Source organism: Streptomyces sp. NBC_01264 (assembly GCF_026340675.1).
In the GTDB taxonomy this organism is placed as follows: domain Bacteria; phylum Actinomycetota; class Actinomycetes; order Streptomycetales; family Streptomycetaceae; genus Streptomyces.
The window spans coordinates 920,747-937,766 of record NZ_JAPEOX010000002.1; the positions used below are offsets into that span (position 1 = coordinate 920,747).

Annotated in this window: 14 protein-coding genes; 6 read left to right on the forward strand and 8 right to left on the reverse strand. The window is 73.0% G+C overall.

The window, feature by feature from the left end:
* The first annotated feature begins 265 nt into the window (after nt 1–265).
* Nucleotides 266–1,921: a GMC oxidoreductase gene (locus OG435_RS37050; protein ID WP_266883855.1), complete on the forward strand. Its 1,656-nt coding sequence runs from the start codon at nt 266–268 to the stop codon at nt 1,919–1,921.
* A gap of 96 nt (nt 1,922–2,017) precedes the next feature.
* Here the strand turns inward: OG435_RS37050 and OG435_RS37055 are convergent, their stop codons facing one another.
* The 5 genes from OG435_RS37055 to OG435_RS37075 all read right to left on the reverse strand — a co-directional run bounded on the left by OG435_RS37055 (nt 2,018) and on the right by OG435_RS37075 (nt 6,164).
* The gene (locus OG435_RS37055; RefSeq protein WP_266883857.1) at nt 2,018–2,497 is read right to left on the reverse strand and encodes a carboxymuconolactone decarboxylase family protein; all 480 of its coding nucleotides are present in this window, start codon (nt 2,495–2,497) and stop codon (nt 2,018–2,020) included.
* Entirely contained in the window at nt 2,494–3,576 is a 1,083-nt protein-coding gene (locus OG435_RS37060) for an NAD(P)H-dependent amine dehydrogenase family protein (protein WP_266883859.1), read from the reverse strand. The genes OG435_RS37055 and OG435_RS37060 overlap by 4 nt, the downstream gene beginning before the upstream one ends.
* 64 nt (nt 3,577–3,640) lie before the next feature.
* On the reverse strand, nt 3,641–3,841 hold the full coding sequence (locus OG435_RS37065; RefSeq protein ID WP_266883861.1) for a DUF6126 family protein: 201 nt from the start codon (nt 3,839–3,841) through the stop codon (nt 3,641–3,643).
* Between the two features lie 18 nt (nt 3,842–3,859).
* On the reverse strand, nt 3,860–4,549 hold the full coding sequence (locus tag OG435_RS37070) for a helix-turn-helix domain-containing protein (protein WP_266883863.1): 690 nt from the start codon (nt 4,547–4,549) through the stop codon (nt 3,860–3,862).
* Nucleotides 4,550–4,634: 85 nt separating this feature from the next.
* Entirely contained in the window at nt 4,635–6,164 is a 1,530-nt protein-coding gene (locus OG435_RS37075) for an ATP-dependent DNA ligase (protein WP_266883865.1), read from the reverse strand.
* Between the two features lie 187 nt (nt 6,165–6,351).
* Here OG435_RS37075 and OG435_RS37080 point away from each other — a divergent pair, with 187 nt between their 5' ends.
* From OG435_RS37080 to OG435_RS37090, 3 genes are all read left to right on the forward strand, one after another.
* Nucleotides 6,352–9,108 (forward strand): alpha/beta fold hydrolase, encoded by a 2,757-nt coding sequence (locus tag OG435_RS37080; protein ID WP_266883867.1) that lies wholly within the window; start codon nt 6,352–6,354, stop codon nt 9,106–9,108.
* Nucleotides 9,105–10,055: an ABC transporter permease gene (locus OG435_RS37085; protein WP_266883869.1), complete on the forward strand. Its 951-nt coding sequence runs from the start codon at nt 9,105–9,107 to the stop codon at nt 10,053–10,055. Before OG435_RS37080 ends, OG435_RS37085 begins: the two co-directional genes overlap by 4 nt.
* A 231-nt stretch (nt 10,056–10,286) precedes the next feature.
* The gene (locus OG435_RS37090) at nt 10,287–11,135 is read left to right on the forward strand and encodes a carbonic anhydrase (RefSeq protein WP_266883871.1); all 849 of its coding nucleotides are present in this window, start codon (nt 10,287–10,289) and stop codon (nt 11,133–11,135) included.
* A 25-nt stretch (nt 11,136–11,160) separates the two neighbouring features.
* On the opposite strand, the gene OG435_RS37095 is transcribed toward OG435_RS37090, so the two are convergent.
* The gene (locus tag OG435_RS37095; protein WP_266883873.1) at nt 11,161–12,111 is read right to left on the reverse strand and encodes an aldo/keto reductase; all 951 of its coding nucleotides are present in this window, start codon (nt 12,109–12,111) and stop codon (nt 11,161–11,163) included.
* 441 nt (nt 12,112–12,552) lie between these two features.
* Between OG435_RS37095 and OG435_RS37100 the strand changes: the two genes are divergently transcribed.
* Both OG435_RS37100 and OG435_RS37105 read left to right on the forward strand, forming a co-directional pair.
* Nucleotides 12,553–13,671, forward strand: a complete 1,119-nt coding sequence (locus OG435_RS37100) for a LacI family DNA-binding transcriptional regulator (RefSeq protein WP_266883875.1) — start codon at nt 12,553–12,555, stop codon at nt 13,669–13,671.
* Between the two features lie 397 nt (nt 13,672–14,068).
* A complete protein-coding gene (locus OG435_RS37105; RefSeq protein WP_266886421.1) occupies nt 14,069–15,061 on the forward strand; it encodes a hydroxyacid dehydrogenase in 993 nt (330 codons plus the stop codon).
* Here OG435_RS37105 and OG435_RS37110 read toward each other — a convergent pair.
* Complete coding sequence (locus tag OG435_RS37110) at nt 15,058–15,858, reverse strand: sugar phosphate isomerase/epimerase family protein (protein WP_266883877.1); 801 nt, start codon at nt 15,856–15,858, stop codon at nt 15,058–15,060. The genes OG435_RS37105 and OG435_RS37110 overlap by 4 nt on opposite strands.
* Complete coding sequence (locus OG435_RS37115) at nt 15,855–16,940, reverse strand: LacI family DNA-binding transcriptional regulator (protein WP_266883879.1); 1,086 nt, start codon at nt 16,938–16,940, stop codon at nt 15,855–15,857. The genes OG435_RS37110 and OG435_RS37115 overlap by 4 nt, the downstream gene beginning before the upstream one ends.
* Nucleotides 16,941–17,020 lie beyond the last annotated feature (80 nt).

Consider the following 17,020-nt stretch of genomic DNA (forward strand, 5'->3'; position numbering starts at 1 on the left):
CGACTTCTGACGTGGCGGATTCGAGCGCACGCACCTCGCCCGCGAACCTCTCGACCGGGCCTCGGCAGTCACTCCGGGATGACCGGTCATCCACAGCGGGTGGTCGTTCCCAGCGTCCGATGGGACCTTCACGCCGCTTCCGGGAGCCGCGATCCAAGGCGGCCCGCGGCCGTCGCCGACGAAATACGCCTTGACGTATCTAGTGACTTCGCAAGCACTCGGCAGTAGAACTCGTTCTCATTCCGCCTAGAGTGAGGAAGCTCACATGAGCGACAAAGGCCTGCACAAAACGAACCAGAACGGCGTCTCCCGCCGAGGATTTCTCGGTAGAACTGGTTCCATCCTGGGTGCAATGGCCCTCGCCGGTCAGATCGCCCCGTCCCAGGCCCAGGCCGCCACGGCCGGCGCGGCCGCCGCCGGCCCGATCGACAACGGAGCACACGTACCGGCCCTCGTGATCGGTACCGGGTACGGCGGCTCCGTCGCCGCCCTGCGGCTCGCCCAGGCCGGGGTCGACGTCCACATGATCGAAATGGGCATGGCCTGGGACACCCCCGGCTCGGACGGCAAGATCTTCTGTAACACGACCAAGCCGGACTACCGCGCCTACTGGCTCCGGACCAAGACCAAGGCGCCGCTCAGCAACTTCCTCGGCTTCCCCATCGACTCGGCCGTCCCGCGCTACACCGGCATCCTGGATGCCGAGGAGATGGGCGGGATCATCGTCTACCAGGGCCGCGGCGTGGGCGGCGGATCCCTGGTCAACGGCGGTATGGCGGTCACCCCGAAGCGCGAGAACTTCGGCGCCGTGCTCCCGACCGTGAACGCGGACGAGATGTACAACACCTACTACCCGCGCGCCAACGCGGGTCTCGGCGTCGGCCTCATCGACCCGGCCTGGTTCGACACCGTCGACTGCTACCAGTTCGCCCGCGTCGGCCGCAAGCACGCCCAGCGCGCCGGATTCCCCTTCGTCTTCGTCCCGGACGTATACGACTGGGACTACATGAAGCAGGAGGCGGCCGGGACCGTCCCCAAGTCCGCGGTCGCCGGGGAGATCCTCTACGGCAACAACGCCGGCAAGAAGTCCCTCCAGAAGACCTACATCGCCCAGGCCAAGGCCACCGGCAAGGTCACCATCTCGCCCCTGCACAAGGTGACTTCGGTCTCCCCCGCATCCGGCGGCGGGTACACGGTCGTCATCGACCAGATCAACACCACGGGCGACACCGTGGGCACCAAGACCGTCGTCGCGGACAAGGTGTTCTTCGCGGCCGGCAGCGTCGGCACCAGCAAGCTGCTCGTCCGGCTCAAGGCCACTGGCGCCCTGCCCAACCTGAACAACGAGATCGGCAAGGGCTGGGGCGACAACGGCAACGTCATGTGCGGCCGGGCCAACCACATGTGGGACGCGACCGGCAAGGTGCAGGCCTCCATCCCCTGCGGAGGCATCGACAACTGGGACGCCGGCGGCGCGTTCGCCGAGGTGGCCCCGCTCCCGACCGGCATCGAGACCTACGCCTCGTTCTACCTGTCGATCACGAAGAACCCGAACCGCGCGGAGTTCACGTACAACGCCGCGACGGGCGGGGTCGAGCTGAACTGGCAGACGGCGTGGAAGCAGCCGTCCATCGACATGGCGAAGACCATCTTCGACAAGATCAACAAGAAGGAGGGGACGATCTACCGGACCGACCTCTTCGGCACCAACAAGATCTGGGGCGACCACCTCACCTACCACCCCCTCGGCGGCGCCATCCTGGACAAGGCCACCGACAACTACGGCCGTCTGCACGGCTACACGGGCCTGTACGTCATCGACGGCGCGCTGATCCCCGGCAACACCAGCGTCAACCCGTTCGTCACCATCACGGCGCTCGCCGAGCGCAACATCGAGAAGATCATCGCGACCGACCTCTAGGGGCGGCGGACAGCACGAAGGCCGGGGCCGTCGGATTCTCCGACGGCCCCGGACCCGTGTGCCCACCGCACGCGCTCCGCGCACGGTGGACCGCTCTCAGTGGCCCGGCAGCACGCAGACGCTGTCGAGGCCGAGCACGTGGTTGAGCCGGCCGAAGGCCAGCCAGGAGCCGATGCTCATGGTCAGCTCCACGATCTCCACCTGGCTGTAGCGTGCCGTCATCCGGTCCCAGAACTCCTCGTCCAGGCCGTGGTGGTCCAGGCAGTACCGCTCCGCGTACTCCGCCGCGAGCCGGGTGCGCTCGTCGAAGCGGTCCGTGGTGCGCCACTCGGTGACGGCCTCGGGGAACTCGTCCTCGACCTTCTCCCCGTCCCTGTCGGTGCGCCAGTCCAGGCAGAGGATGCAGCCGTTGATCTGCGCGACGCGCAGCCGCGCAGCCTCGAACTCCCGCAGCCCCAGGGTGGTGTGGGCGTACACCGAGAGGGAGAAGTTGGCGGCGGCCATGCCGATGCCGGGTACCAGGTCGCCCCACACGTACTCGATGGGGTGCTGGCCTTCGGGTATGTCGATCCTCATGGCAGTTTCCTTCCGAGTTTGCCGACGGCGGGGCGCAGGGGGACGTCCAGGGCGTCGTAGAGCCCCGGTTCGGCCTCGACCAGCCAGTCGATGGCTCCGACGAGGCGTCCGACGGCGGTGGCGTTGCCGCCGGCGGAGCGGTTCTCGCCCTCGTCGGTGGCCTCGATGGTGACCTCGATGTGCGGGCGGCCCTCGATGACGACCCGGTGGGCGCCGTCGCCGCCGTCGGGCGGGCTCGGCCAGTCGGGGGCGCAGGAGGCGTGGATGCGGGTGACGTGCTCGATGACGATGCGGGGTTCGCCCTCGACGATCCCCTGCACCTCGAAGCGGATGGCGCCCTGGGTGCCGCCCTCGAACTCGCCCATCGTGCGCGTGGTGACGGTGGTGTCGAGGGCGCGGCGCTCCACGGTCTCGCGGATGTCGTCGAGTTCGACGCCCAGCGCCCGGGCCATCATCCGTATCTGCCCGCCCCACACCATGCTCGGGATCGACGGCATGAGCATCATCGGCTCGTAGTCCATGGGCTGGCCCATGCCGATGAGGTAGCGGACGGAGTCCGGCTGGTCGTAGGTGGAGTAGTCGAAGATCTCCTGGCAGCGGATGACGTCGATACGGGTGCCGAGCCCGCTGAGCAGCAGCGGGAGCACGTCGTTGCCCCAGCCGGGGTCGACGCCGGAGGCGAAGAGCGAACCGCCGCCCTCCGCGACCGCGGCGGTCACCGGATCGAGGAACTCCGGTGGGGCGCTGCGGTAGTCGTAGAGCGGATAGAGGGCGGGGCTCACGACGACGGCCCCGGAGCGGATCGCCCGGGTGATGTCGGCGAGCGCGTCGTCGGGGCGGATGTCGCCCGACGCCGCGTAGACGACCGCCCGCGGACGGGCCGCGAGCACCGCCTCGATGTCGTCGGTGGCCGCTACGCCCGTCTCGTAGTCGAGTTCGCCGAGTTCACCGGCGTCGCGGCCGACCTTTTCCGGATTGTGGACGATGACGGCGGCCAACTTCAGCGCCGGATGGGCCTCTACGGCACGGATGGCCAAACGGCCGACGTTGCCGGTACCCCAGACAACCGTGGAAATCATGCGCGGAGGGTAGCTTCAGGACCTGTAGGTTCCTAGAGCCGTGTACGGAAATTCCGGCCCGCTGTCACTGGTTTTGCGCACCCAGCACGAACAGCAGGTAGACGAAGAACGCGAACAGGTGACCTACGAACAAGTAGGCGATGAGCCGGATGATGAGACCGCGCGGAAACTTCGACTGCTGGGTCTGCGGGGTTTGCTGGGGCTGCGGGGTTGGCTGGTGCTGCGGGGTCTGTTGCGCCTGCTGGGTCTGCTGCGTCTCGGGCATGGCGTACGGGCTCCTCGCCTATCGGTGGTGTGTGGTCGTACCGGTCCCGCCGCCGAGGCACAGACCGGCCAGGCTGCTCTGCAGCAGGGTGTGGACGAACAGCAGCTCCGCCCCGGCGGCCGAGGCCGCTCCGATCCGGTGCGCGGTGAGCGAGTCGAAGTGCGCGCTGTCCCCGGGCTCCAGCAGGTACTCGGTCTCCCCCAGGTGCAGCCGCAGCCGCCCCTGCAGCACGTACAGCCACTCCTCCCCGGGATGTACGCGGACCAGCTCGCCCTGGCTGCGGCCGTGGGGGACGTGCACGCGCAGCGCCTGCATCCCGCGGCCGGAGCCGCCGGCCTGCCAGTACGTCCAGCCGTCCGCCTCGCGGGCGCCCGGACCGCCGGCCCGTACGATGGGATCGGCTACGGCCGGGGTCTCCCCGAGCAGTTCCGAGACGGTGGTGCCGTAGGTGCGGGCGAGTCCCAGCAGCAGCGGCAGTGAGGGCTGGCGGCGGCCGGTCTCCAGCCGCGACAGGTGCGCCGGCGAGAGCCGGGCCCGGGCGGCGGCGGCCTCCAGGGTGAGTCCGGCCCGGCGGCGCAGATCGCGCAGCTGTGGGGCCACGGTGGGCAGCTCGGCTTCGGGGGCGGGGCCGCCCGGGGCGCCGGGGTCGGGAGCGCCGGGGTCTGGGTCGGCCGCTTCGTCGGGGCCGGGGGCAGGACCGGTTGTCATGCCCCGATTGAGCCAGACCTTTACCTCTCTGGCAATCCGCCTTGCCTCTGAGGCAAATACCCCCCCCCCCCCCCCCCATCCACCCTCACTCCGTGCCGAGCACCGTCTCCACGGTGTCGGCGTCCTGCGCCCGCTTGTCGGGGCGGTGGCGCAGGACGCGGGCGAAGCGCAGGGCGACCCCGGCCGGGTAGCGCGGGGAGCGCTGCAGGCCGTCGTAGGCGATCTCCACCACCAGTTCGGGGCGCACCCGGACCGTGTAGCCGTCGTCCTCGACCGCGAGCTCTCCGAGCCGCCCGGTCTGCCAGCGCAGCATCTCGTCGGTCAGGCCCTTGAAGGTCTTGCCGAGCATCGCGTAGCCGCCGTCGGCGGTCCGGGCGCCGAGGTGGAGATTGGACAGCAGGCCGGTGCGGCGGCCGTGGCCCCGCTCGACGGCGAGCACCACCAGGTCCAGGGTGTGCACCGGTTTCACCTTGAGCCAGTGTTTGCCGCGCCGGCCGGCCGCGTAGGTGGAGTCGAGGGCCTTGAACATGACGCCCTCGTGCCCCCGGCCCAGGGTCCGCGTCCAGAACTCCTCCGCCTCGGCCGCCTGCGCCGCCGGGTCCTCGACCACGAGCCGGCCGACCCGGAACTCCTCCGGTACCAGGGCGGTGAGCGCCGCGTACCGTTCGCGCACCGGCAGGTCGAGCAGTACGCGGTCCCCCGCCACCAGCACGTCGAAGAAGTAGGGGACGACCGGCAGGGTCCGCCGGGCGGCCTCGACGTCGGTGCGGGAGCCCACCCGGCTCGCCACCTCCTGGAACGGCACCGGCCGCCCGTCCGCCGCGGAGCGCCCGATGACCTCGCCGTCGAGGATGAACCGCTCCCCCGGAAAGGACCGGGCCAGCTCGGCCACCTCCGACAGCCGGTCGGTGATCTCGTCGAGGGAGCGCGTGTACAGCCGTACGTCGTCCCCTTCGCGGTGGACCTGCACCCGGATCCCGTCGAGCTTCTCCTCCACCGCGCACGGCCCGAGCGCGGCCAGCGCCGCGGCGACCGACTTGGCGGTGTTCGCCAGCATGGGCTGTACGGGCTGCCCCACGCGCAGAGTGACCCCGCGCAGGGCCGCCTCCCCGTCGGCGAGCACGGCCGCCGCCACCCGGGGCAGGGACCCGTCGAGCATCGCGGCCCGGCGCAGGGCGGCGGCGGGCACCCCGGCCGCGGCGGCCACCCCTTCCAGGGCCACGGCGTCGAGCGCGCCCTGGCGCACCTCCCCGCCGAGCAGGCTGCGCAGGAACCGCTGCTCGTCCGCGGTGGCGGCGCCGAGCAGCGCGTCCAGGATCCGGCGGCGTTCGGCCTGGGAGCCGGCCCCGGCCACGGCGGCGAGCCGGGTGACGGCCTCGTCGACGGCGGTCACGGTCAGGGTGGGTCCGGCGGCCGGTTCGACCTCCCCGGCGAGCGCGCGCCACCCGATCCCCGGACGCCCCTGCGGAAGCCTCCCGGCCAGGTAGGAGACGACCAGCGCCGCTTCCTCGGGCGACGCGACGGCGAACAACTCCGCGAGCCGCCCGATCTTCCCCGACCGGGCGGAGGTCCCGGCAACCTCCCGCGACACCCGCGCAACCTCGACCAACAGCATGCGGCCATCCTCCCGCCCCACCCCGACCACCGCAGCCCGGGGGCCCGAGTCGGGCTCGGCCGGTGGGCCGGGTCGGGTCGTGTACCGCAGGTGCGGTATGCCGACCGGACGGTGTAGTCCTTCAGGACGTCCGCAGTTCAGCCTGGGGGAGCGCGGCCACCGGCGGCCTGGCGCTTAGGGTTCCCGTATGAAGCTCCGACTGCCCCGGCGCCGCCGAAGCCGCCTGCTCGCGGGCGCCGCCGCGCTCGCCGTCGTCGCGGGGGCGGGCACCCTCACGGCCACCGCCGCGGCCGGCGACGCCCCGTCCGTGCGCCGCGAGGACAAGGTCCTCGACATGCCCGGCGCCGGGATCGACATCTCGTACTTCACCAGTGGGGACACCTCGGGGGACGGTGGGGCGAAACGTCCCGCCGTGCTCCTCGCCCACGGTTTCGGCGGCAGCAAGGAGGACATGCGCCCGCAGGCCGAGCGCCTCGCGCGCGACGGCTACGCCGTACTGACCTGGTCCGCGCGCGGATTCGGCCGCTCCGGCGGGAAGATCGGCCTGAACGACCCCGAGTACGAGGTCAAGGACGTCTCCCGGCTGATCGACTGGATCGCCGCCCGGCCCGGGGTGCGGCTCGACGCGGCGGGAGATCCGCGCGTCGGAATCGCGGGCGGCTCCTACGGCGGGGCGATCTCCCTGCTCGCGGCCGGCAACGACCCGCGCGTCGACGCCATCGCCCCCTCGATCACCTACTGGAACCTCGCGGACTCCCTCTTCCCGAACGGCGTCTTCAAGAAGCTGTGGGCGGGACTCTTCTTCACCACCGGTTCGGCGAGCGGGCTGCAGCCGGGCGCCTCCGCCCAGGGCGCCGCCCCGCGGGCGACCCCGCAGGCGACCCCGCCCGCACCAGGCTGCGGACGCTTCCAGCCGGAGCTGTGCGCCATGTACGAGCGGGTCGCGGTGGCCGGCAAGCCCGACCCCGAGGCCCGGGCACTGCTGGAGCGGCGCAGTCCCTCGGCGGTCGGCGGCGCGATCAAGGTGCCGACCCTGATCACGCAGGGCCAGGACGACTCCCTCTTCCCGCTGGACCAGGCCGACGCGATGGCCCGGGCCATCGCCGCCAACGGCGCGCCCGTCTCCGTGGACTGGGCGGCCGGCGGCCACGACGGGGGCATGCGCGAGGCGGACCGCGTCGAGGACCGGACGAAGTCCTGGTTCGACCGGTACCTGAAGGGCGACACGTCCGTGGACACCGGTACCGCCTTCCGCGTCTCGCGCTCCGGCGGCATCGACTCCACCGACGGCCAGGTCACCCTGCGCGGAGCGAGCGGCTCCACCTATCCCGGGCTGGTGTCCGGGCCGCGCGAGTTCGCGCTGACCGGCCGGGAGCAGACCTTCGCCAACCCGGCCGGCGGGGCCCCGCCCGCGCTGTCCGCGCTGCCCGGCATCGGCGGGCAGCTCGCCGCCCTCGGAGGCGGCCTCTCGCTGGACTTCCCCGGGCAGAACGCCCGGTTCGACTCGGAGCCGCTGACCTCCGAGACCCGGATCACCGGGACCCCGACCATCACCCTGAAGGTGAGGTCTACAGCTGCGGACGGTTCGGCCGTCCTGTTCGGCAAGGTGTACGACGTCAGCCCCGACGGACGCCAGCAGGTGCTGCCGAGCCAGCTGGTGGCCCCGATCCGGGTGGAGGACGCGCAGCAGGACAAGACCGTGGAGCTGCGGCTGCCCGCGATCGACCACGCGGTCGAGGCCGGGCACCGGCTGCGGCTCGTCGTCGCCGCCACCGACCTCGGCTACGCCTCCCCGGCCGCGCCGGCGACCTACACCGTCTCGGCGCAGGGCCCCCTGGCCGTGCCCGTCGCGGGCGGGGTGCGCACGGCGTCCTCCGGGCTGCCCGCCTGGACCTGGTGGATGCCGCTCGGAGCCGCGCTGCTGGCCGCGGCGCTGGTGGGGATCCGCAGGACCGGCGGCCGCCGGCCGGGCGGCACGCCTAAGGGCGGGGCACGGGCGGGCGCGGCGCAGCCGGACCCGGCGCTGGCCGACGTACCGCTGGAGATCACCGGGCTGACCAAGCGCTATGCGAAGGCGCAGGACCGGTACGCCGTACGGGACCTGTCCTTCCGGGTGGAGAAGGGCCAGGTGCTCGGCCTGCTCGGACCCAACGGCGCGGGCAAGACCACGACCCTGCGGATGCTGATGGGCCTGATCACTCCGGATGCCGGGGAGATCCGGGTCTTCGGACACCAGGTGCGGGCCGGCGCGCCCGTGCTCTCGCGGGTCGGGGCGTTCGTGGAGGGTGCCGGCTTCCTGCCGCACCTGACCGGGCGCGCCAACCTGGAGCTGTACTGGCAGGCCACGGGCCGCCCCGCCGCCGACTCCCACATGGAGGAGGCCCTGGACATCGCCGGGCTCGGCGACGCGCTGGAGCGGGCGGTACGCACGTACTCGCAGGGCATGCGCCAGCGCCTCGCGATCGCGCAGGCCATGCTCGGCATGCCGGACCTGCTGATCCTCGACGAACCGACCAACGGTCTGGACCCGCCGCAGATCCGCGAGATGCGCGACGTGATGATCCGGTACGCGGCCGGCGGGCGGACGGTCATCGTCTCCAGCCACCTGCTGTCGGAGGTCGAGCAGTCCTGCACGCACCTGGTGGTCATGGACCGCGGCCGGCTCGTCCAGGCGGGCGAGGTCGCCGAGATCACCGGCGGCGGGGACGTCCTGCTGGTGTCGCTGGCGCGGCCGGTGGACGAGTCGGCCGTCGGGAAGATCGCCGCGTTGGAGGGAGTGGAGTCCGTGGCGCGCGCCGAGGACGGTCTGCTCGTACGGCTGGACGGCGCGAGCGCCGCCGAGCTGATCGCCGAACTCGTACGGCTGGAGGTGCCGGTCTCTGGAGTGGGGCCGCACCGGCGGCTCGAAGACGCGTTCCTCACCCTGATCGGAGGCGCGGCATGAACACCGTGACGGATGTGGACGCGAACGGGAACGGGAACGGGGCCACCGGCGCGGCCTCGCCCGCGAACGGCGACGTGACGCCGGACGGCATCGGCCGCGAGGTCGCCCACGGCTACCGGGCGAACCGGACGCTGCCGCTGCGCGTGGAGGCGCTGCGGCAGTGGCGCCGACGGCGGACGCTGGTGATGGGCGGGATCCTGGCCGCGCTGCCCTTCATCCTGATGATCGCCTTCGCGGTCGGCGGCGGCCCCGGCAGCCGCGGCGGCGACGACGGCCGGATCACCCTCATCGACACGGCGACGGCCTCGGGCGCGAACTTCGCGGCCACCTGCCTGTTCGTGTCGGCCGGGTTCCTGCTGGTGGTGCCGGTGGCGCTGTTCTGCGGGGACACGGTGGCCTCCGAGGCGAGCTGGTCCTCGCTGCGCTACCTGCTGGCCTCCCCCGTGCCCAGGGCACGACTGCTGTGGAGCAAGCTGGTGGTGGCCCTCGGGTTCAGCCTGGCCGCGATGGTGCTGCTGCCGCTGGTGGCGCTCGCCGCGGGTACGGCGGCCTACGGATGGGGTCCGCTGGAGCTCCCCGCGGGCGGCTCGCTGCCGGCCGGGGACACGGTCGGGCGGCTCGCGATCGCCGTGGCCTTCGTCTTCGTGTCGCAGCTGGTCACGGCCGGGCTGGCGTTCTGGCTGTCGACGCGGACGGACGCGCCGCTGGGTGCGGTGGGCGGGGCGGTCGGGCTGACGATCGTCGGGAACGTGCTGGACGCGGTGACGGCCCTGGGCTCCTGGCGGGAGTTCCTGCCGGCGCACTGGCAGTTCGCCTGGGCCGACGCCTTGCAGCCGCAGCTCGAATGGGGCGGGATGATCAAGGGAACGGTGGTGTCGGTGTCGTACGCCGTGGTGCTGTTCGCGCTGGCGTTCCGCGGGTTCGCGCGCAAGGACATCGTGTCCTGAGGCTGCGGGACTGCGGCCGCGGGACTGAGGCCGCGTGCCTGAGGCTGCGCGCCGGAGGCCGCGGCTACCGCCGAACGGGACCGTGCTCCGACGCGCGGTCCCGTTCGGCCGTCGGGTGCCAACTCGGACGGCCCCGCGTGAGCCTGCCGCCCCTGCGGCCCGTACCCCCCAAGAATCGCCCTCGGTCAGGACGTACGGACGCGTCCGAACGGCACCGAGGGGTACGACCCGATGGACAGAGCAGGACTTCCGCCTCGCAGGTTCGTGCTGACGGGAGGCCTCACGGCCGCCGCGGCCCTGCTCACGGGATGCTCGGCGAAGAGCACCCCGAAGCGGACGACGACGGCCGCGCCGGAGCCCAGGCCGAGCACCCCCGAGGGCGCGTACAGCCGCCTGATGGAGGGCAACAAGCGCTGGGTGAGCGGCAGCCTCAACCACCCCGACCGGGATCCGGACCGCCGTGAGCTGGTGGCGCAGGCGCAGGATCCGTACGGCGTGATCCTGGCGTGCATCGACTCCCGGGTGCCGCCTGAGCTGCTCTTCGACACCGGGCTCGGCGACCTGTTCGTCCTGCGTACGGGCGGGCAGGCGGTCGGCCCGGTGGTGACCGGGTCGGTGGAGTTCGGGCCGATGACGGCGGGCACTCCGCTGATCCTGGTCCTCGGGCACCAGCGCTGCGGGGCCATCGACGCCTCGTACAAGGCGTTGCGGGACGGCGACCCGCTGCCCGGCAACCTGCGGGCGATCGAGAAGGCGCTGGTGCCGGCGTACGAGCTGACGGTCAAGGACCCGGGCTCCGACCCGGTCGACACGATGATCCGCAACCAGATCAAGGTGACGGCGGACGAACTGCGGGCCAACGCGGATCTGGCCCCCCTGGTGGCGAAGGGCTCGCTGGCCGTGGTCGGCGGCTACTACTCGCTGGACACCGGCCAGGTGGAGGTCCTGTCCGGGGCGCCGACGGGCACGGCTTCCGCCAGCCCGTCGGCGAGTACGTCGGCCTCGGCATCGGCGTCCGCGTCCGGATCCGCGTCCCCGTCGGAGTCCGCTTCCGGGAGTCCGTCGCCCGACGCGTCCTGAAGGCGGGACCGAGGCAGGACTCCGGTCAGCCGGCGGTAGCCGCCGCGACGGCGTCGACCTCCGCGAGGAGTTCGGCGTCGAGCGGCCGGTCGGCGACGGCCGCGTTGGCCCGTACCTGCTCGGCGGAGGTGGCGCCCGCGATGACGGAGGCGCAGCCGGGCTGGGCGGAGAGCCAGCCGATGGCGAGTTCCAGCACGGTGCGGCCGTGCTTGTCGCCGAGCGCCACCAGGGCTTCCACGATGTCGAGGCGCTCGTCGGTGAGGTAGGCGTCGCGGCCTTCGAGGCGGGAGCCCGCGGGGACGGGCGCGCCCCGGCGGATCTTTCCGGTCAGCAGCCCGTTGGCCAGCGGGAAGTACGGCAGCACGCCCACTCCGTAGTGGAGGGCGGCCGGGACGAGCTCGCGCTCCGCCGACCGCTGGAGCAGCGACCATTCGTTCTGGGCCGACACGAAGGGCGCCGCGCCGGTCTCGCGGGCCACGTGGGCGGCTTCGGCGAGCTGCCATCCGCTGAAGTTGGAGTGCCCGATGTAGCGGATCTTGCCCTCGGTGACGAGATCGGTGAGCGCCGCGAGCGTCTCGGCCATGGGAACGTCCGGGTCGGGGCTGTGGAGTTGGTAGAGGTCGATGTAGTCGGTCCCCAGGCGGGTCAGGGACGCTTCGACCGCGCGCCGGATGTAGGCGCGGCCGGCGCGGGAGCCGGCGGCGGGTCCGTAGCCCATGTCCACGCCGGCGAAGCCGAACTTGGTGGCGAGGACGACCTGGTCCCGGCGCCCCTTGAGGGCCTCGCCGAGATGGCTTTCGGAGCCTCCGGCGCCCCCGTAGATGTCGGCGGTGTCGAGGAGGGTGATGCCCGCGTCCAGTGCGGCGTCGACGACGGTACGGGTGGCCCTGGCGTCGAGGCGGCCGCCGAAATTGTTGCAGCCGAGCCCGATCGCCGAGACCTTGAGACCTGAACTGCCCAGGGTGAGATGGCGCATTCTTTCGTTCCTCCGCAGTCGTCCGGCACGTGATCGGCAGGACGGCAGTGTAGATCGCCGCAGGGCCCCGGAACGGGAGCGGGCATCCGCGGGGGCTCCTCCAAGCTCCGCCTCCAGCGCCGGGGAAGGTCCCGGGCGGGTGCCTTCAGAAGAGGTCGGCGAGCCGCTTTCCGATGGCCCGGCCCCTCGTCCACGGAGCAGACCGCGAGGTCCCGGTCGGCCGCGACGGCCGCCTCGCCCGGTTCGGGGGTGGCGTAGAAGTTCACGCGATCGCAAAAGACCTCGCGGATGTCGGCGCCGGTGGCCGGAGATCGAGGAACCGGGCGAGGCCACGTCGACCGGATTCGATCGAATCGATCGTTTCGGCTTTCTGTGGTGGAATCGAGCGGCACGCGCACCACGGACCAGGCACCACGGACCAGGCACACCGCAGGGGGATCCTTGAGACCACATGTCGACCAGCGCCAGGCCCGGGTGCTCGCCCTCGTCCGGGCGCGGGGCAGTGCCCGGGTGGCTGAACTCGCCGGGGAGCTGGGCATATCCCCCGTGACCCTGCGGCGGGACGTCGAGGCGATGGCGGCGCGGGGCGAGATCCGGCGGATGCACGGGGTGATCAGCCGACTGGAGGCCGACCCGGCGGGCGCCGAGCTCCGGACCCCGGCTGACGTGAAGACCGGCGCCGCGGACACGGGCACGGAACGGGGCGCCGCCGGGCTGGTGATCGGGATGGTCGTGCCGACCACCGAGTACTACTTCGCGGACGTGGTCCGGGGGGCCCGCGAGGCGGTCGAGGCAAGGGGCGCGCGGCTCACCGTAGGACTGACCCGGTACCTCGTGGGCGAGGACCGCACGCAGGCGGACCGGTTGCTGTCGACGGGGGCCGACGGGCTGCTCCTGACCCCGAACTGGCAGGCCGGATCGCCCGGCCCCGGCGAAGGGGCGTGGACGGCCGAACTGCCGGTGCCCACCGTCCTGGTGGAGCGGTGGGCACCGCCTGGGCATCCGGCGGCCTCCCTGGACCGGGTCGCTTCCGACCACGCGGACGGCGCGGCGCGAGCCGTACGGCACCTGTCGGAACTGGGCCACAAGCGGATCGCGCTGGCCAGCCGCGAGACCCCGACGTCGGGGCGGCTGCGGACGGGCTTCGCGGCGGCCGTGGCCACCCTCGGGCTGGAGCCGGCCCCTGCCTGGCCCGCCGCCGGGACGGCGCCGCTCGCCGAGGCCGAGGCCTTCGCGCGGACCCTTGACTACTTGTGCGCGGCGGTGGCCGAGGGTGGTGTGACCGCCGCCCTGATCCACAGCGACACGGACGCGATCATGCTGATCCCGCGGCTCCAGGCACGGGGGGTGCGGGTGCCGGAGGACCTGGCGGTGATCACGTACGACGACGAGGTGGCCGAGCTGGCCGACGTCCCGCTGTCGGCGGTGGCTCCGGCCAAGCGCGAGGTGGGGGCTCGGGCGGCCGGAATGCTGCTGGACCGGCTGGAGGACCGCGGGGCGGGGCGCGAAGGGCCGCGGCAGCATCTGGACCTGCTTCCCCGGCTGACCGTCCGCCCGTAGCCCGGGATCCGCATCGGATCCTGCGCTGGTTCCCCTCTCCCCTTGCCAGATGTGCGTTTTGAGTGTGCGTTTCGATCGAATCATCGATGCGCCCTTGACGACATGATCGTCCGAGCAAAAGGATGAGGCTCGCGAACAACTCCGGGGCCGCCTCTTTGGGGAGTGGCGGCCCCGGGGCCCTTCGCCCGTGGGGCCCGGCTCGCTCCCGCCCGCGTACCGTCCCGCCCCGTGGCGCCCCCGTGTCGTTCCCGGCGCCGCGGCCGGGGTTTGTGACCATCGGGACTCCGGATCTCACCGCAGGAGCCGTCAAGTGACCCACCCCGCACCCGACTCCGCCCCCTCCTCCCCCTCCTCTCCTCTCTCCGCGCCGCCCCGCCGGCCGGTCACCGTGCTCGCCATGAGCTCCGGTACCCGGGCCGCCGTCCTGGGCGACCGGATCCTTCCGGAGCTGGTCCGCGTCGCCGATGTGGACCCCGCACTCCTCGTCACCGACTTCGGCCCGGCCTGCTCCGAGGAGGCCCTGCGCCGGCGGCTGGCCGTGGCGGAGGTTCTGTTCACCGGGTGGGGTTGCCCTCCCCTGGACGCGCGGGCGCTGGAGCTGATGCCGGAGCTCCGGGCGGTCGTGCACACCGCCGGAAGCGTCAAACACCATGTCACCCCGGCCTGTTGGGAACGTGGGCTGCTCGTCTCCAGCTCGGCCGCCGTGAACGCGCTACCGGTCGCGGAGTACACGCTCGCCGCCATCCTCTTCTCCAACAAGCGCGTACTGGACTCCGCACACGCCTACCGGGTGGACCGCGGCCACATCGACCCGCTGCGCCACTACCCCGCCGTCGGCAACTTCCGCCGTACCGTCGGCCTGGTCGGCGCCTCCCTCATCGGCCGGCGCGTGCTGGAACTGCTGCGCCCCTTCGACCTCCGGGTGCTCGTGCACGATCCGTACGCCGATCCGGCCGGGCTCGACGCCCTCGGTGCCGAGGCCGTCACCCTGGACGAACTGCTCTCCCGCAGCGACGTGGTGAGCCTGCACGCCCCCGAACTGCCGCAGACCCGCCATCTCCTGGACGCGTCCCGCCTGGCCCTGATGCCGGACGGGGCCACCCTGGTGAACACCGCGCGCGGCTCGCTCGTCGACACCGCGGCGCTGACCGCGGAGCTGGTCTCCGGCCGGCTGCACGCCGTGCTCGACCACACCGAGCCGGAGGTGCTGCCCGCCGACTCTCCGCTGTACGACCTGCCCAACGTGCTGCTCACCCCGCACATGGCCGGTTCCCTGGGCGGAGAACTGGACCGACTGGCGGCATCGGCCGTCGAGGAACTCGCCCGCTACGCCCGGGGCCTCGACTTCCACCACCCCGTCGACCCCACCCGGCTCACCTACTCCGCCTAGGCCGTCTCGCACTCCGCCGCGCGGACCAGTCGCTCCAAGTGCTCCCGGCCCGGCCCGAGCCGCTCCGGGAGGTCGGTGGCGCCGGGGTACCAGCGCTTTTCGTACTCCCAGCAGAGCCAGCCGTGCCGCGGTGCGAGGGCCGCCGCCTCGGCGAGCGGTAGTGCGCCCTCGCCGAGCCCCAGCGGGGTCAGCTCCTGCGCTGACGCCACGTCCTTGACCTGTACGTACCCCAGGTGCCCGGCCAGGGCTCCGCTCGACTCGGCCGGGGACTCGCCCCCGAGCCAGGTGTGCAGTACGTCCCACAGTGCGCCCGCGCCCGGATGCCCGACCCGGTCGAGGACCCGGGCCGTGGCGGCCGCGGTGCGGTGCGAGTCGTGGGTCTCCAGCAGGATCCGCACCCCGTGCCGCTCGGCGAACGGCGCGGCGGCCCGGAGCCTGCGGACCGCGTGGTCGTCGGCGTCGGCCGGGGGCTGGTCGCCGCCGCCGGGGAAGACCCGTACGTAGGGGGCTTCGAGGTCGGCGGCGAGCTGGACCAGCGCCTGGATCTCGGCGAGGACGGGCTCGTCGGGGCCGGGCGCGGCCACCCGGGCGTAGCCCGCGACGCCGAGGACGGCGACGCCCGCGGAGGTCAGGGTGCGCAGGCCGGCGGCACGGTCGGCGGCGGAGCTGGCGGGGTGCAGGGGCTCCTCGGGGTGGGCCCGCAGTTCGAGGCCCTGGTAGCCGTGCGCGGCGGCGAGGCCGGCGCTGCGCTCCAGCGGGGTGCCGGGCAGGCCGAGGGTGGAGAAGGCGTACCTCACGGGCGGCCCCCTTCGGCGGTGACGGCGGGCGGCGGCGCGGTGGAGGCGCGCACCGTCAGTTCGGCGGGGAGCGTGGTGATGCCGCCCGGGGGCAGCGCTCGGCGGCCCGTGACGAGCTGGGCCGCGAGCACCCCGGCTTCGCGCAGCGGCAGCCGGACGGTGGTGAGGGCGGGGGCGGTGTCGACGCAGACGGGCAGGTCGTCGAAGCCCGCGACGGAGACGTCCTCGGGTATCCGCAGGCCGGCCTCGCGCAGGGCCGCGGCGACGCCGGTGGCGACGGTGTCGTTGGCGGCGGCCACGGCGGTGAAGGGCGCTCCGCGGCGGAGCAGTTCACGGGTGGCGTCGTATCCGGCGGAGCGCTCGAACCCGGCGTGCACGGTGAGCCCGGCGCAGTGCGCGGGCAGCGCGGGGTCGTGCTCGCGCAGGGCGTCCTGGTGTCCGGCGAGGCGCTCCCGTGTGGTGCTCAGTCCGGGCGGGCCGGCCACGTAGGCGATGTGCCGGTGGCCGAGCGTGAGCAGGTGTTCGGTGAGCCGGAAGGCGCCGCCCCGGTCGTCGAACATGACGGTGGCGACGGGGAGTCCGGCGGGCATGGGCAGCGGGGGCCGTCCGCACAGCACCACCGGGGCGCCGGTGGCCGCGATGCGGGCCAGGCGGGCGGCGAGCGCCCGGGTGTGGTCCGGCTCCTCCACGGCGCCGCCGGTCAGGACGACCCCGCCGGCCCGCTGGCCCTCCAGGAGGGCGAGGTAGTCGAGTTCGGCGGCGGGGGCGCCCTCGGTGTTGCAGACGACGGCGAGCCGGCGCGGGCCGCCCTGTCCGCCGGGGGCCAGTGCGCTCTGCAGGGATCCGGCGAGGATCCCGAAGAAGCTGTCGGCGACGTCGTGGACGAGGACGCCGATCAGGTCCGAGGTCGCGGCGGCGAGGGCCCGCGCGGGGCCGTTCGCGATGTAGCCGAGGTCTTCGACCGCCCGCTCCACCCGGGTCCTGGTGCCGCCCGCCACCGGGTATCCGCCGTTGAGCACGCGCGAGACCGTGGCGGGCGATACGCCCGCGTGCGCCGCCACTTCGGCGAGTGTGACCGCCATCATCCCCTCCTTCCGATCCGTCCCGGGTCATCGTCTCACCCGGTGGGTGCATCTCCATAGTCGCCGAGGAGGAAAGCGCT

Excerpts from the sequence above, each read along its gene's own strand:
- OG435_RS37115 (WP_266883879.1), bottom strand. The coding sequence starts at position 16,940 with ATGGCGGTCACACTCGCCGAAGTGGCGGCGCACGCGGGCGTATCGCCC.
- OG435_RS37090 (WP_266883871.1), top strand. The coding sequence starts at position 10,287 with ATGGACAGAGCAGGACTTCCGCCTCGCAGGTTCGTGCTGACGGGAGGC.
- OG435_RS37070 (WP_266883863.1), bottom strand. The coding sequence starts at position 4,549 with ATGACAACCGGTCCTGCCCCCGGCCCCGACGAAGCGGCCGACCCAGAC.
- OG435_RS37050 (WP_266883855.1), top strand. The coding sequence starts at position 266 with ATGAGCGACAAAGGCCTGCACAAAACGAACCAGAACGGCGTCTCCCGC.
- OG435_RS37055 (WP_266883857.1), bottom strand. The coding sequence starts at position 2,497 with ATGAGGATCGACATACCCGAAGGCCAGCACCCCATCGAGTACGTGTGG.
- OG435_RS37105 (WP_266886421.1), top strand. The coding sequence starts at position 14,069 with ATGAGCTCCGGTACCCGGGCCGCCGTCCTGGGCGACCGGATCCTTCCG.
- OG435_RS37085 (WP_266883869.1), top strand. The coding sequence starts at position 9,105 with ATGAACACCGTGACGGATGTGGACGCGAACGGGAACGGGAACGGGGCC.
- OG435_RS37065 (WP_266883861.1), bottom strand. The coding sequence starts at position 3,841 with ATGCCCGAGACGCAGCAGACCCAGCAGGCGCAACAGACCCCGCAGCAC.
- OG435_RS37080 (WP_266883867.1), top strand. The coding sequence starts at position 6,352 with ATGAAGCTCCGACTGCCCCGGCGCCGCCGAAGCCGCCTGCTCGCGGGC.
- OG435_RS37075 (WP_266883865.1), bottom strand. The coding sequence starts at position 6,164 with ATGCTGTTGGTCGAGGTTGCGCGGGTGTCGCGGGAGGTTGCCGGGACC.
- OG435_RS37095 (WP_266883873.1), bottom strand. The coding sequence starts at position 12,111 with ATGCGCCATCTCACCCTGGGCAGTTCAGGTCTCAAGGTCTCGGCGATC.
- OG435_RS37060 (WP_266883859.1), bottom strand. The coding sequence starts at position 3,576 with ATGATTTCCACGGTTGTCTGGGGTACCGGCAACGTCGGCCGTTTGGCC.